This window comes from Staphylococcus microti, assembly GCF_000934465.1.
GTDB lineage: Bacteria > Bacillota > Bacilli > Staphylococcales > Staphylococcaceae > Staphylococcus > Staphylococcus microti.
In genome coordinates, this window is record NZ_JXWY01000016.1 from 43,360 (window position 1) to 57,822 (window position 14,463).

Below are 14,463 nucleotides of genomic sequence, written 5' to 3' on the forward strand. Positions count from 1 at the left end.
AACAATGATAAACATCAGCTTGAGACAACTTGCACAATGGATCACATGTGAAATAGACGACCGCTACTTAGACGTCATGATTCAAGGTGTGACAATCGATTCACGTCATATCGAAGCGGGACAATTATTCATTCCTTTTAATGGGGAACGTGTCGACGGGCATCGTTTTAGTGCACAAGCGTTACAAGATGGCGCGGCAGCAACATTTTTTGATAAGCATAGTGAAGTGACTGCGCCGTCAGAAGGACCTGTAATTTATGTAGAAGATACGTTGCAAGCATTACAACAACTTGCAGCAGCTTATTTGCGTGAAGTAGACCCGACTGTTATCGCTGTGACAGGATCAAACGGCAAAACGACGACAAAAGATATGTTAGAAAACGTCTTGTCAGCCAACTACAAAGTGCAAAAAACACAAGGTAACTACAACAATGAAATCGGCATGCCGTTAACGATTTTAGCGTTATCATCAGATACGCAAGTTTCCATTTTAGAAATGGGCATGTCTGGTTTTGGCGAGATTGAACTTTTGTCAGACATTGCACGACCTGACTTTGCAATTATTACAAATATTGGCGAATCACATATGCAAGATTTAGGATCTCGTGCAGGTATCGCGCAAGCAAAGTTTGAAATTATTTCTGGTTTGAAGACGAATGGTCGCTTGTTCTATGATGGCGATGAACCACTACTTGCTGAGTTGGTGGAAGGCGTAGCGTCATTGGATGCGACAGCGATTGGCACAGCCGAAACGAATGCCATTCAATGTGAAGTGACTGCACACGATGCATCAGGTATCACTTTCATATTAAATGGTAAAGAAACGTATCAGCTTCCTGTATTAGGTGCGCATAATATGAAAAATGCTGCCTATGCCATTGCAGTTGCAAAAGCGTTGGGTGTCGATGATAAAACGATTCGACAACAGTTACAACAGCTTGAATTGACAGGTATGCGCATGCAAAGATTCACAGCACAAAATGGTGCCGTGGTTATTAATGATGCGTACAATGCCAGTCCGACAAGTATGAAAGCAGCGATTGATACTTTAACGCAAATGGCTGGACGTAAAATACTCGTGTTTGGCGATGTTTTAGAGTTAGGACCACAATCAACGACGCTACATGCAGAGGTCGGTCGCTACTTAGCTGATAAGGCAATTGATGTGCTCTTCACATATGGAGAAGCATCAGAAGCGTTAAATAAGGCGGGTGCACCATACGTGCGCCAAGCGAAACATTTCGATTCTAAAGACCAATTGATTGAGACGTTATCAGCCATGCTTGAAAGCGAAGACGTTGTATTAGTGAAAGGCTCTCGTGGCATGAAATTAGAAGAAGTTGTAGAGGCATTGATTACTGTTTAAAAATAAATATTTATAAAAAATGATCTTAATGACTGCGTTGGTAGCTGTTAAGGTCATTTTTTCTGCGTTGCTGTAAGCTTTCGCATGTTATAGACAAAGAAATACAAAATGGTAAAACCTATTGTTTTTGGCTTGATCAATGTGAGAGACTTACTTCCATTTATTGCGATATTAGTCCTTAGGTGGTAATATGTAGAAGTTAGATTAAAATTATTTGACAAACTTATATGAGAATTTCGAAATAAAAAGGAGAATTACTTTGCAAAAATTTACAGAATTAGGCGTTTCAGAACGTACAGCTGAAACCCTCGAGGCAATGGGATTTACTGAGCCAACCCCCATCCAAAAAGACAGTATCCCATACGCACTCGAAAATATTGACATATTGGGACAAGCGCAAACAGGGACAGGAAAAACAGGCGCATTTGGTATCCCACTTATTGAAAAAGTTATCGGTCAAGAAGGCGTTCGCGCATTAATTTTAGCGCCAACACGTGAGCTTGCGATGCAGGTAGCAGAACAATTACGCGAATTCAGTCGCGGACAAAAAGTTCAAGTTGTAACAGTATTCGGTGGTATGCCGATTGACCGTCAAATCAAATCACTCAAACGTGGTCCACAAATCGTTGTTGGGACACCGGGACGTGTAATTGATCACTTGAACCGTCGTACGTTGAAACCACAACAAATCGAAACATTAATTTTAGACGAAGCAGACGAAATGATGAACATGGGCTTCATCGACGATATGCGTTATATTATGGATAAATTGCCATCAGAAAATCGTCAAACAATGCTATTCTCGGCAACAATGCCTAAAGCGATTCAAGAACTTGTACAAAAGTTCATGAAATCACCTAAAATTATTAAAACAATGAATAACGAAATTTCTGATCCACAAATTGATGAATATTATACAATTGTGAAAGAACTTGAGAAATTTGAAACGTTCACAAACTTCTTAGACGTGCATCAACCAGAACTTGCGATCGTATTCGGACGTACAAAACGTCGTGTTGATGAGTTAACAAGTGCATTGTTATCAAAAGGCTACAAAGCTGAAGGTCTTCATGGGGACATCACACAAGCGAAGCGTTTAGAAGTCTTGAAAAAGTTCAAGAACGATCAAATTGATATTTTAGTTGCGACAGACGTTGCAGCACGTGGTCTTGATATTTCGGGTGTAAGCCACGTTTATAACTTTGATATTCCTCAAGATACTGAAAGCTATACGCACCGTATTGGACGTACAGGTCGTGCGGGTAAACATGGTATTGCGGTAACTTTCGTAAACCCAATTGAGATGGACTATATCCGTCAAATTGAACAAGCGAACCGTCGTCAAATGCGCGCATTACGACCACCACATCGTAAAGAAGTATTGCAAGCACGTGAAGATGAAATTAAAAACAAGGTAGAAAAATGGATGGCTGCCGACAAAGAACCACGTGTTGAAAGCATTGCTAAGCAGTTACTTGAGACATATGAAGCATCAGATCTTGTGACAGCACTTTTACAAGAGCTTGTTGAATCAAATGATGAAGTTGAAGTACAATTAACATTTGAAAAACCACTTGCACGTAAAACACGTGGACCTAAAGGTGGTAACCGTAAAGGCGGCGGTAATAAACGCCACGGCAAAAACAGCCGTAACCATAAACAAAGTTTCAATAAAAAAGGAAACTTCAAAAATAAACGTGATGGCAAAGTGAAAAAAGGTCGTACGTTTGCAGATCATCAAAAATAATGATGGCTATACAGGTGAGACAATCGGGGTATTGTCTTGCCTTTTTTTATATGTTTGGAAGACTGTATAACGCCAAAAATGTTTGTGTTATAATGTAAACAAAATATTGAAAGGGGTAGGCAACGATGTCAGAAACATTTCATAGAAGTCCTGAGATTGCCAAGCGTTATTTAAGGCGCTATTACACCATTCTATTTATCATCGGTGCAATACCGTTAATTGCTGGGTTGGTACTCATTCATTATTTTGAGTTGTGGCAACCGCTTTTTTATATCGTCATTGCACTGCTTGTAATGTTATTGCTTTATTGCGTCACACGACCACACTTTAAATATCACTATACATATTATCGAATGTACGAAAACGTAATCGAAGTAAAACGTCATTTCTGGTTTCGTCGTCACGATATTCTTAAAGTAGAACGTTTGCAGTTTGTTCGATGGAAAAATGGCCCATTGTTACGCCGTTATCAATTACAAACGTTAACATTAACAACAGCCGGTCATGATATGACATTGCCTGTGCTGTATGAAGCAGATGTGGCACGTATTGAGCAGCACTGCTTAAGTTACTTACAGGAGGTCGATAGTGATGTATAGTCCGCAAAGACTCCACCCGATTTCTTATGTCATGGGTATTTTTACAGCGATAAAATCTAATTTTATCCCCATTTTGCTTTTTATTTTATTTGCGGTGAAAGACTTTGATTATACAGATCCTACTAAATATATTTTTCCCGGTCTCGTCACGTTATTCTTTGTTATCAGCTTAATAACGAATGCGGTTAATACGTATCGCACACGTTATTGGATAGAAGGTCAGCATTTTATCGTGACATCTGGCTTATTTAATCTTGAACGTAAAGAATTAAATATTTCACGCATACAGTCGATGGATACTTCACAAAATGTCATTCAACAGATTGTCGGTGGCGTGCGTTTACAAATACAAACACCGAGTGATGGGATTGCACTAGAAACCATCACGAAGCAGCAAAGTGAATGGGTACAAGCTGAACTTGAGAAAGTGCGACAAGATTTGAAAGAAACCAATCAAGTGGCGACAACGAATGAGCAAGGGGACACTGACGCATCAGCTGAGCCAATCGTAGAAGAACGAGAAGAATTGCTGTATCACTTGTCAACAAAGAACTTGTTATTAATGGCAATGACGAGCGGTGCCATTTTTGTCGCATTGGCAACACTCAGCCCAATTTTGACAGCCGTTCAAGACTATTTGGACTGGGGTTGGATTTATGAAGAATTGGAAAAAGTGGTTAAAACGGCGATATCTGTCACAGTTGTTATTCTTGCAGTGATTGTATTGACGGCATATTTAATTGGTATCATTATTACGGTTATGCGTTATTTCAATTACACATTAAAACGCCAAGGGGATTATTTAACTATTCGTTACGGTTTATTAAATGTTAAAAATGTAACGGTCCCATTGAGACGTATTCAAGCAGTTATAGAACATAAAAGCTTTTTGCGTACATTATTCGGTTTTACATCTTATGATTTCGTGATTACAAGCGATATGGAAATTGATTTAGATAATGATTTTGCAGACGGTCGTGTCATGGTCTTACCGTTTATTCGTCAGCGAGAAGCCCATCGTGTATTACAAGCAATGATTCCACATATGGACTTGCATGACGTGCAACCTACGCTACCGTGGCGTGGTTTCCATAGAAGATTTTGGATTCAGTCGCTCGTATTAATCATCGGTGCGGCAGTCGTACACTATTATTACTGGCCGTGGTTATGGATTCCAGTCGGTGTCGTCATCACGTATCTCATACTTATCAGTTATATCGCAATTAAAAAATCAGGTTGGACAATCATGGACGATGAAATAGCGATTCGACGTGTGAGACTATTTGGTTTTAAGACGACACATTTCAAAAAAGATAGAGTACTTGGATGGCAACGTAAAACACATCCATTGATGTCACGTGTACAGTTAGATCATTTTTACTATACACTCGCAAAAGGTTCACATTATATGAATGTTGGTTTGGAATATGCGGATAGAAAAGACGTCAACACGTTACAAGCATGGTATGTAGGAGGTGCGAATCACAATGACAATGAATCATAGGTTTCATAAAATGGCACCAGAAGGCGTGAAAGTGATGCGTCTGGCAAACGCGATCGTTGTAGCAATTCTCGTTATCATCGCACTAATCACATTTATCGCCAGTTTTTTCGTTACATTTAAAGAGGCATTATGGTGGATAAGTGGCGGGACACTTGTACTTGCGATTGTATATGCCATTATTTTTGTCTGGCTCAAACCACTATACGCCTACCATGTGTTCGGTTACCAATATGCACAAGAAGGCATCGTTGTAAGAGAAGGCTTTATTTTTGTTCAAGAAACGAAAGTCCCATTGTTTCGCATTCAAAATATTGATATTGAAGAAGGATTTATTATGCGTAAATATCAACTTGCGACGTTAACTTTTTCAACAGCAGGTGGCAATACAGAAATAAAACTCATCGACAAACAACAAGCGATGAAGATTAAGCAATTTATTCAAAATGGTATATTGGACGATGACACGAATGGAGAAAGTGAAGAAGCAACTGAAATAAATGAGCTAAATTATGATAAAATAAAGAACGTAGATTCAAACAACGAGGAGGATATGTGATGATTTATGGCTTAGGTGTCGATTTAGTTGAAATCGCTCGAATACGTGCGTTAGTTGAAAAACAGCCTAAGTTTGTCACACGTATTTTAAGTCAAGGTGAATACGAACAATATGAAGCGCTCGCACACCCGCAACGCCGTTTGGAATTTTTAGCAGGCCGTTTCACCGTTAAAGAAGCGTTCAGTAAAGCTTTAGGAACGGGGATTGGCAAAGAGATTGCTTTTAAAGACATCCATTGTGGTAATGATGCGCATGGGAAACCATGGATTCATTTTGACGGCTTTAAAGTGCACGTCTCAATCACGCATACAGAACATTATGCGATGAGCCAAGTGATTTTAGAGCAATAAGAAGTTGGTGTATTGTACGAACAGGGATATAGAACGAGGAAGGTGACAGTAATTTGTCTGAGAAATATTATAGAAATACCACATTAACAGTAAACTTAGATGCGATCACATCTAACTATCAAGCATTGGCAAAGTGTCATCCAGATAAAATGATGATGCCAGTAGTAAAAGCAAATGCATACGGTCTAGGCAGTGTAACCGTTGCGAACCATCTTGCTAAATTAGGCGTAACATTTGTCTGTGTGGCAACGCTTGATGAAGCCATCGAATTGCGTATGCACGGCTTTAAACAAAAAATATTAATACTTTCAAGTATGCCGCCGGAAAATATTAATAAAGCGATTCAACATCGTGTTGCGGTTGCTGTTCCGTCGAAAGAATGGCTTGTTGAAGCAATCGAACATATGGATGACTCAAATGAAAAGTCATTATGGTTACACATTAAATTGGATACAGGTATGAATCGCTTAGGTATTAAAGATAGCGACACATATGCTGAGATTATTGCGCTTATTGCACAGTATGATCAACTCATCTTTGAAGGCGTATTTTCTCATTTTGCTTCAGCAGATGAAGAAAATGACTCAGCACAACAACAATATCAACGTTTCGAGCAAATCGTATCATCTACTGAACGTCCAAGCTATGTTCATATTCAAAATTCAGCGGGGACATTACGCTTTAATCCTGAAATTTGTAATGCGTGCCGCCCGGGTATTGCATTGTATGGCTACTATCCAAGTCCATTTATTGAAGCAAAAGAAACAGCACGACTGACACCAGCAGCTTCTGTTGAAACGACGGTTACACAAGTGAAGCGGTTAGAAGCGGGTGAATCTATCGGTTATGGCGAAACATATACAGCGTCTGAACGCATGACAATTGCGGTATTACCAATCGGTTATGCAGATGGTTATTTGCGCAGCATGCAAGGTGCAACAATGAATGTAAATGGTAACCAATGTGAAGTTGTTGGACGCGTGAGCATGGATCAGACAGCGATTCGTGTACCTGCACATGTAAAACAAGGGGATAAAGTAGTGGTAATGGAAGCACGTGCACATTCACCACAGTCTGTAGAAGCACTTGCCGAACAACAAGGTACCATCAATTATGAAGTGCTATGTAACTTTGGTCGACGCATTCCTCGTGTCTATGTGTCAGGGGAAGACGTAGAGGTTTCAAACGAATTGTTAAAATAATATGGTGGTTTTTATCGTTTTTTGCTATCATTGTGAGTGATTAACTTGGATTTTTAGATGAGTTGAATTGATATGGAGGGTCTTAATATGTCAGCATTCAATCAAGTAAGATTTAAAAATTTAGAACAGTCATTAAAAGAAGGGTATGCACAAATGGCAGACCTGAATCTCTCCCTAGCCACAGAGGCGTATTCTGTAGAATGTGAGGCGTGCGATTGTAATGAATCGCATTTACTCTCAAAGCTTCAGGACGACTAGATGAAACGCGGTGATGTTTACTTAGCAGATTTATCGCCAGTGCAGGGCTCTGAACAAGGGGGAGTTAGACCCGTCGTAATCATTCAAAATGACACTGGTAACAAATATAGTCCAACTGTGATCGTAGCAGCTATTACGGGCCGTATTAATAAAGCGAAAATACCAACACATGTTGAAATCGAGAAGCAGAAGTATAAGCTAGATAAAGATTCCGTCATATTGTTGGAACAAATACGAACAGTGGATAAGAAACGTTTAAAAGAAAAACTGACTTTTTTATCAGATGAGAAGATGAAAGAAGTGAATAATGCATTAGGTATTAGCCTAGGCTTACAAGTCATACAGTCAAGATAAGACGAATGATATTGTGCGCGTTGCATACATATTAGACACGATTAATTTTCCGTCGTTAAAAAAGGCTTACATATGTAATTTTATAAGGTTGAGACACCATTATTCGGTTACTGAGCACAACAAATATAACGATAGTGGCGTTTTAAATGACAGGTTTTGGATGGCATAAAATGTGTTTTTGTCCTATGCCCGTCAATAAACCGTAAGAGGGTGGACGACGAAATTTCAGTGTGATATAGGATTTCGTGCACCCTCTTTTGTATGTTTGACAGGAATAAGATTGGAAAAAGGAGTACTGACATTGGCGCAATCAAAGACAGACTACTATTATGAATTAATAGACAGTTTTTTAGAAAATCGTAATAAAGAAGCAGTATTAGAAAAAGCTCGTACATTTGCCAGTAACTTGCCAGAAGAAAGTATTACACCTGAAGCAATTGTCAATATTCATAAAGCTTATTTCGAACAACGATCATTCAGTCAGCAAGATGTTATGGAAAGTTTAGATGTGCTTGAAGTCGTCATTCAGAGCTTCGGTTACAACTATTCTGACTACAAACGGTTAGTAGATCGCATGGAAGTACACGATAAAGAAATGGGGCTCGCTGCCAGCCTACAACAAACGATGTTGAAAACAGATATTCCACAGTTTGATAGTATTCAAATCGGCGTTATTTCAGTTGCCGCACAGCGTGTGAGTGGCGACTATTTCAACTTAATCGATCATAAAGATGGGACGATGAGTTTCGCCGTAGCAGACGTTATCGGTAAAGGCATCCCAGCAGCACTTGCGATGAGTATGATTAAGTTTGGCATGGATTCATATGGCCATTCGCAACTACCAAATGATGGCTTGAAACGCCTGAACCGTGTAGTTGAGAAGAACGTCAATCAAAATATGTTTGTGACGATGTTCTATGGTTTGTATGAAGATTTGAATCATATTTTGTACTGCAGCTCAGCTGGTCACGAACCAGGCTATGTCTTCCGGGCAGCTTCGGATACGTTTGAAGAGATTACCGTACGTGGTAGAGTGCTTGGCGTAAGTCCGAATATTCGTTATGATCAACAAGAAATCAAAATTGAATTGAATGATATGATTATTATTTTTACAGATGGTGTGACAGAAATAAGAGATGAATCAGGCCATTTTATTGATAAAAACTACCTGTTAAACTTTATTCTTAAATATAAAGAAATGCATCCACAAGATATTGTGCAGCTGTTATATGAAGATTTGTTACGTTTACAAGAAACGAGTAAGCGTGATGATTTAACGATACTGATTATTAAAAGAGCACAATAATGGGGAAAGAAAAGATTACGATGTACAAAAATAGGGTACAAATAATTAACAGAGACTATTTTAGGAGTGTATGAAACAATGAACCTTAACATAGAAACGGAAACGCACGATGATTATTATGAAGTAACTGTTGCTGGAGAATTAGATGTTGCGACAGTGCCAGAATTAGAAGCGGTACTGTTGCCAATGCGTCAAGAAGGAACACATGACATCCATGTGAATTTAACAGAGTTGACCTACATGGATTCAACAGGGTTAGGTTTGTTTGTTGGAACACTCAAAGCACTGAATCAACATGACAAAGCACTTTATATCTTAGGTGTTAACGATCGCATCAAGCGTTTGTTTGACATTACAGGATTAGATGACTTAATGCATGTGAATCAAGGAACGGAGGTCGAATAACCATGCCAAATGAACATGATGTTATCGAGATGAGGTTACCTGCTGCGCCTGAGTATGTCAGCTTAATACGTTTGACGTTATCAGGGGTTTTCAATCGTGCAAACGCGTCTTATAACGATATTGAAGATGCAAAAATTGCTGTAAGTGAAGCGGTGACGAATGCGGTCAAACACGCATATAAAAATCATGACGAGAAGGGGTATATTACAATCGTCTTTGAAGTATGTGAGACGCATATTAAAATCGTTGTATCTGATCAAGGGGATAGCTTTAATTATCAAGAAACAAAACAACAATTGGGGCCGTACCAAAATAACGAAAATATCGACTTTTTACGTGAAGGCGGGCTCGGACTGTTTTTGATTGAAGCATTAATGGATGAAGTAACGGTAAGTAAAGAAACGGGCGTTACGATTAGTATGACGAAGTATATCAAAAAAGAGCAGGTGCAAACCCATGACGAAAGCATCGAACTCTCAGAATAATGTTTCGCCTGAACAAATCAATGCGTGGATATTAGCGCACCAACAAAATCAAGATGTCGAAGCACAAGAAAAATTAGTGACACATTATGAAAATTTGATTGAGTCACTGGCTTATAAATATTCAAAAGGGCAGTCACATCATGAAGACCTTGTGCAAGTGGGGATGGTTGGCTTAATAGGTGCGATTAATCGTTTTGATTTATCTTTTGATCGTAAGTTTGAAGCCTTTTTAGTACCAACAGTGATTGGGGAAATAAAGCGTTATTTACGCGATAAAACATGGAGCGTCCATGTACCAAGACGTATTAAAGAGATTGGGCCACGTATAAAAAAGACGATTGATGAATTGACGGCGGAACTGGAACGTTCACCTTCCATTCGAGAAATCGCTGATCGACTTGAAGTGTCTGACGAAGAAGTCTTAGAAGCGATGGAAATGGGGCAAAGCTACAACGCATTGAGTGTGGATCATTCGATTGAAGCAGATAAAGACGGTTCCACGGTAACATTATTAGATGTAATGGGCAGTCAAGATGATAACTATGACTTAACAGAACAGCGCATTATACTCGAACGCATTTTGCCTATTTTATCGGATAGAGAACGTGAAATTATTCAATGCACGTTTATTGAAGGCTTGAGCCAAAAAGAAACAGGCGAACGTGTGGGACTTAGTCAAATGCATGTTTCACGTCTGCAACGTTCCGCAATTAAAAAGTTGCAGCAAGCAGCGAAACAATAATTAAATAAATGAAAGCATAGCACAATGACTTTTTATTCTTTACGAGATGTAAGGAATAGAGAGGATTGTGCTTGTTTTTGGAAAGGCGAGCTGTGGATAGAGATTGGTGGGGCATCGAATGGTAGATATAGACCATCATTTATTAATGTCGCAGAGCGCTATGACGCACTTTTGCTATTTAATGTATATGTACATTTCGTTATCAACATCACACAAGGAAGGCAGTGACATACATGACTACAGATACACTTGTTCAAGCAATACATAAAGAATATCAATATTCAGTAAAACAAATAGAAGCAGTTTTAACATTATTAAGTGAGAAAAACACAGTGCCATTTATCGCACGTTATCGTAAAGAAGCGACAGGCGGATTAGATGAAGTTGCGATTAAACAAATTGACGATCGTTACCAATATATGGAAAATCTTCAAAAGAGAAAAGAAGAAATTATTCATGCAATTGAGCAACAAGGCATGTTAACGGATGCGTTGAAAAAAGATATCTTAGCACAAACAAAATTGCAACGTGTGGAAGATTTATATCGTCCATATAAGCAAAAGAAAAAAACACGTGCCACAGAAGCGAAAAGAAAAGGGTTAGAACCATTTGCGGAATGGATTATGGCACAAAAATCACCGGGCGAACTAGAGACACAAGCCAGATGTTATTTATCAGATGAAGTATCGACGATTGAAGCGGCAATTGCCGGCGCACAAGATATTATTGCTGAAAAAATTGCCGACCATCCACAATATCGTAAGCAAATTTTAAAAGAAGTTTGGCATAACGGTTCGCTTGTGACACAGAAAAAGAAAAAAGCAGAAGATGAAAAAGCGGTATTTGCGATGTACTATGATTATAGCGAACCGATTAAACGAGCTGCAAACCATCGTATTCTTGCCATGAACCGTGGCGAAAAAGAAAAAGTGTTATCTGTCAAAGTGGAAGCAGATAAAACAAAATTATCTCAAATTGTGCAACGTGTTGAAGTAAAAGGAACACATGCATTATCTGACATTGTCATCGCTGCGATTGAAGATGCGATGAAACGTTTGATTTTCCCATCTATTGAACGCGAAATACGTAGCGACTTGACCGAACGTGCTGAAACACAAGCGATTGATGTATTTAGTGAAAACTTGAAAAATTTGCTATTACAACAGCCATTAAAAGGGAAACAAATTTTAGGGGTAGACCCGGCATTCAGAACAGGATGTAAACTGGCGGTCATCAACCCTTACGGTACATTTGTGGCAAAATCAGTGATGTATCCACATCCACCCGTGTCGAAAGTTAAAGCGGCAGAAGAAACATTTTTAGCTATGGTTAAAGACTATAATGTAGATTTAGTGGCGATTGGTAACGGTACGGCAAGTCGTGAAACCGAGCAATTTGTAGCCAATATGATACAAACACATCAACTCGATTTACAATATGTCATCGTCAATGAAGCGGGCGCATCGGTATATTCCGCATCAGAAATTGCACGTCATGAATTTCCGGACTTTCAAGTAGAAGAGCGAAGTGCCGTATCCATTGGACGACGCATTCAAGACCCACTGAGTGAACTTGTAAAAATTGATCCGAAATCAATTGGCGTAGGTCAGTACCAACATGATGTGAATCAAAAGGCGTTATCAGACGCATTGGACTTTGTAGTCGAAACAGCGGTAAACCAAGTAGGCGTAGATATTAATACAGCATCGCGTACACTTTTACAACATGTTGCCGGGTTATCGAAACAAATTGCAGATAACGTTGTGCAACACCGAGAAGAAAATGGACCATTTACAAAACATCAACAAATTAAAAAAGTAAAACGCTTAGGGGATAAAACATTTGAACAATGTATCGGATTTTTACGTATCGTTGATGGCGTAGACCCACTCGACAACACGGCGATACATCCTGAAAGTTATAAAGCCACACATGCGTTACTTGATGCAGTAGGAATGACAGTTGATGATATTGGAACAGAATCATTAAAATCTGCATTGGAAAATTTAAATATTGCTCAATACGCAGAAACATTAAATATCGGTGTACCCACACTTGAAGATATTGTAAAGTCACTGATAGCACCGAACAGAGACCCACGTGATGACTATGAAACCCCACAACTCAAGTCAGATATATTATCAATTGAAGACTTGCGTGAAGGGATGAAGTTAACAGGAACAGTGCGTAACGTTGTAGACTTTGGCGCCTTTGTTGACATTGGCGTGAAACAAGATGGACTCGTGCATATTTCAAAAATGTCTAAGCAATTTGTGAAACACCCGATGGATAAAGTGAATGTAGGAGATATTGTCGATGTATGGATTGATGGCATAGACGAACAAAAGCAAAAAGTGGCGTTGACAATGATCAATCCACATGAATAACAATGCGTTACAAGCGTTGACAGAACGCATTGCGCTCGAATATTTTCAAAGACCATTTCAACATCGTGCCTATTTTAATTCGAGATTGCGTACTACCGGTGGACGTTACTTACTCGGAAGCCATGATATAGAAGTGAATCCAAAGCAATACGTTGCATTTGGCGAAGCGGCACTTGTTGATATTATTAAACATGAACTATGCCATTATTACTTACATCTTGATGGTAAAGGCTATCAGCATAGAGACAAAGATTTCAAATGCTTGAGTCAACAGGTGGGGGCACCACGATTTTGTACACCGATACAAAGTTATGAATCTCGTGCCAACTATGTGTATCAATGTCAAAGTTGCCATGCACGATATATGCGTATACGAAAAGTCAATACATTGCGTATGCGTTGTGGCAAGTGCGGTGGTAAACTTGTGGATATTACGAATAAGGATAAGTAGGTAGTGTGGCAGAAAGCGTGTTTAGCTAGGTACAAGTGCTGAGAAAGGGACTTGTGCCTAGCTTTATTCATATAATAAAAATAAGTGGAAGTTTATTGTTGACTTTAAATTTGAGATTCTATATAATAACAAAAGTCGACAAAACGAGTTAAACATTTTGAGAAATAAATGTTGACTTTCGTTTGGAGACATGGTATAGTTGAGTACGTTGCGAAAACGAAATGTTAACAACACATTACAAACATTAAATAAATGTTAAAAAAGTGTTGACATTAAATATCGCGCCTGATATAATGAATATCGTTCTGAAAAATGATGTTTTAATTACCAAGCGGTCGTGGCGGAATGGCAGACGCGCTAGGTTGAGGGCCTAGTGGGAGAAATCCCGTGGAGGTTCAAGTCCTCTCGGCCGCATCAACAAGTTAAAACATAATAATTAATATAATACATGCGGGTGTAGTTTAATGGGAAAACCTCAGCCTTCCAAGCTGATGTTGTGGGTTCGATTCCCATCACCCGCTCCATGAAAATTTTGATTTATGAACATTGAAAACTGAATGACAATATGTCAACGTTAATTCCGATAATTTGAGTACTCAGAGTAGTACTTTCAAGAGTGATTGACTTAAACAATCAAAGGAGCTATATCAAGCTTACTTCTTTTATGGAGAGTTTGATCCTGGCTCAGGATGAACGCTGGCGGCGTGCCTAATACATGCAAGTCGAGCGAACAGACGAGGTGCTTGCACCT

At 39.1% G+C, this 14,463-nt stretch carries 15 protein-coding genes, 2 tRNA genes and 1 rRNA gene; all 18 read left to right on the top strand.

Going from position 1 to position 14,463, the window contains the following annotated elements; genetic code table 11:
* Nucleotides 1–4 precede the first annotated feature (4 nt).
* Entirely contained in the window at nucleotides 5–1,366 is a 1,362-nt protein-coding gene (locus TP70_RS02890) for a UDP-N-acetylmuramoyl-tripeptide--D-alanyl-D-alanine ligase (RefSeq protein ID WP_044359195.1), read from the top strand.
* A 259-nt stretch (nucleotides 1,367–1,625) separates the two neighbouring features.
* Entirely contained in the window at nucleotides 1,626–3,113 is a 1,488-nt protein-coding gene (gene cshA / locus TP70_RS02895; RefSeq protein WP_044359196.1) for a degradosome RNA helicase CshA, read from the top strand.
* Between the two features lie 125 nt (nucleotides 3,114–3,238).
* Complete coding sequence (locus TP70_RS02900) at nucleotides 3,239–3,712, top strand: PH domain-containing protein (RefSeq protein ID WP_044359198.1); 474 nt, start codon at nucleotides 3,239–3,241, stop codon at nucleotides 3,710–3,712.
* On the top strand, nucleotides 3,705–5,216 hold the full coding sequence (locus tag TP70_RS02905) for a PH domain-containing protein (protein ID WP_044359200.1): 1,512 nt from the start codon (nucleotides 3,705–3,707) through the stop codon (nucleotides 5,214–5,216). The genes TP70_RS02900 and TP70_RS02905 overlap by 8 nt, the downstream gene beginning before the upstream one ends.
* A complete protein-coding gene (locus tag TP70_RS02910; protein ID WP_052502868.1) occupies nucleotides 5,200–5,772 on the top strand; it encodes a PH domain-containing protein in 573 nt (190 codons plus the stop codon). The genes TP70_RS02905 and TP70_RS02910 overlap by 17 nt, the downstream gene beginning before the upstream one ends.
* Nucleotides 5,772–6,122, top strand: a complete 351-nt coding sequence (gene acpS, locus TP70_RS02915; RefSeq protein WP_044359202.1) for a holo-ACP synthase — start codon at nucleotides 5,772–5,774, stop codon at nucleotides 6,120–6,122. Before TP70_RS02910 ends, acpS begins: the two co-directional genes overlap by 1 nt.
* A gap of 53 nt (nucleotides 6,123–6,175) precedes the next feature.
* Nucleotides 6,176–7,324 (top strand): alanine racemase, encoded by a 1,149-nt coding sequence (alr, locus tag TP70_RS02920; protein ID WP_044359204.1) that lies wholly within the window; start codon nucleotides 6,176–6,178, stop codon nucleotides 7,322–7,324.
* Between the two features lie 87 nt (nucleotides 7,325–7,411).
* A complete protein-coding gene (mazE, locus tag TP70_RS02925) occupies nucleotides 7,412–7,582 on the top strand; it encodes a type II toxin-antitoxin system antitoxin MazE (protein WP_044359206.1) in 171 nt (56 codons plus the stop codon).
* On the top strand, nucleotides 7,583–7,936 hold the full coding sequence (locus TP70_RS02930; protein WP_044359207.1) for a type II toxin-antitoxin system PemK/MazF family toxin: 354 nt from the start codon (nucleotides 7,583–7,585) through the stop codon (nucleotides 7,934–7,936).
* 301 nt (nucleotides 7,937–8,237) lie between these two features.
* Nucleotides 8,238–9,242: a SpoIIE family protein phosphatase gene (locus TP70_RS02935; protein ID WP_044359209.1), complete on the top strand. Its 1,005-nt coding sequence runs from the start codon at nucleotides 8,238–8,240 to the stop codon at nucleotides 9,240–9,242.
* Between the two features lie 78 nt (nucleotides 9,243–9,320).
* Nucleotides 9,321–9,647 carry an anti-sigma factor antagonist gene (locus tag TP70_RS02940; protein WP_044359211.1) on the top strand — a complete coding sequence of 109 codons (327 nt, stop codon included), beginning with the start codon at nucleotides 9,321–9,323 and terminating at the stop codon, nucleotides 9,645–9,647.
* A gap of 2 nt (nucleotides 9,648–9,649) precedes the next feature.
* Entirely contained in the window at nucleotides 9,650–10,132 is a 483-nt protein-coding gene (rsbW, locus tag TP70_RS02945) for an anti-sigma B factor RsbW (protein WP_044359213.1), read from the top strand.
* Nucleotides 10,104–10,874: an RNA polymerase sigma factor SigB gene (gene sigB / locus TP70_RS02950; RefSeq protein WP_044359214.1), complete on the top strand. Its 771-nt coding sequence runs from the start codon at nucleotides 10,104–10,106 to the stop codon at nucleotides 10,872–10,874. The genes rsbW and sigB overlap by 29 nt, the downstream gene beginning before the upstream one ends.
* A 233-nt stretch (nucleotides 10,875–11,107) precedes the next feature.
* Nucleotides 11,108–13,261, top strand: coding sequence for a Tex family protein (locus TP70_RS02955; protein WP_044359215.1), 2,154 nt, complete (start codon nucleotides 11,108–11,110; stop codon nucleotides 13,259–13,261).
* A complete protein-coding gene (locus TP70_RS02960; protein WP_044359217.1) occupies nucleotides 13,254–13,712 on the top strand; it encodes a SprT family protein in 459 nt (152 codons plus the stop codon). Before TP70_RS02955 ends, TP70_RS02960 begins: the two co-directional genes overlap by 8 nt.
* 331 nt (nucleotides 13,713–14,043) lie before the next feature.
* Nucleotides 14,044–14,126: transfer RNA gene (locus tag TP70_RS02965), tRNA-Leu, on the top strand.
* Between the two features lie 36 nt (nucleotides 14,127–14,162).
* Nucleotides 14,163–14,236 (top strand) — tRNA-Gly (locus TP70_RS02970).
* A gap of 137 nt (nucleotides 14,237–14,373) precedes the next feature.
* Nucleotides 14,374–14,463: ribosomal RNA gene (locus tag TP70_RS02975) — 16S ribosomal RNA — on the top strand; the annotation flags it as partial.

Excerpts from the sequence above, each read along its gene's own strand:
- TP70_RS02900 (WP_044359198.1), top strand. The coding sequence starts at position 3,239 with ATGTCAGAAACATTTCATAGAAGTCCTGAGATTGCCAAGCGTTATTTA.
- TP70_RS02905 (WP_044359200.1), top strand. The coding sequence starts at position 3,705 with ATGTATAGTCCGCAAAGACTCCACCCGATTTCTTATGTCATGGGTATT.
- TP70_RS02930 (WP_044359207.1), top strand. The coding sequence starts at position 7,583 with ATGAAACGCGGTGATGTTTACTTAGCAGATTTATCGCCAGTGCAGGGC.
- TP70_RS02910 (WP_052502868.1), top strand. The coding sequence starts at position 5,200 with ATGACAATGAATCATAGGTTTCATAAAATGGCACCAGAAGGCGTGAAA.
- TP70_RS02960 (WP_044359217.1), top strand. The coding sequence starts at position 13,254 with ATGAATAACAATGCGTTACAAGCGTTGACAGAACGCATTGCGCTCGAA.
- TP70_RS02955 (WP_044359215.1), top strand. The coding sequence starts at position 11,108 with ATGACTACAGATACACTTGTTCAAGCAATACATAAAGAATATCAATAT.
- TP70_RS02890 (WP_044359195.1), top strand. The coding sequence starts at position 5 with ATGATAAACATCAGCTTGAGACAACTTGCACAATGGATCACATGTGAA.
- TP70_RS02940 (WP_044359211.1), top strand. The coding sequence starts at position 9,321 with ATGAACCTTAACATAGAAACGGAAACGCACGATGATTATTATGAAGTA.
- rsbW (WP_044359213.1), top strand. The coding sequence starts at position 9,650 with ATGCCAAATGAACATGATGTTATCGAGATGAGGTTACCTGCTGCGCCT.
- acpS (WP_044359202.1), top strand. The coding sequence starts at position 5,772 with ATGATTTATGGCTTAGGTGTCGATTTAGTTGAAATCGCTCGAATACGT.
- sigB (WP_044359214.1), top strand. The coding sequence starts at position 10,104 with ATGACGAAAGCATCGAACTCTCAGAATAATGTTTCGCCTGAACAAATC.
- mazE (WP_044359206.1), top strand. The coding sequence starts at position 7,412 with ATGTCAGCATTCAATCAAGTAAGATTTAAAAATTTAGAACAGTCATTA.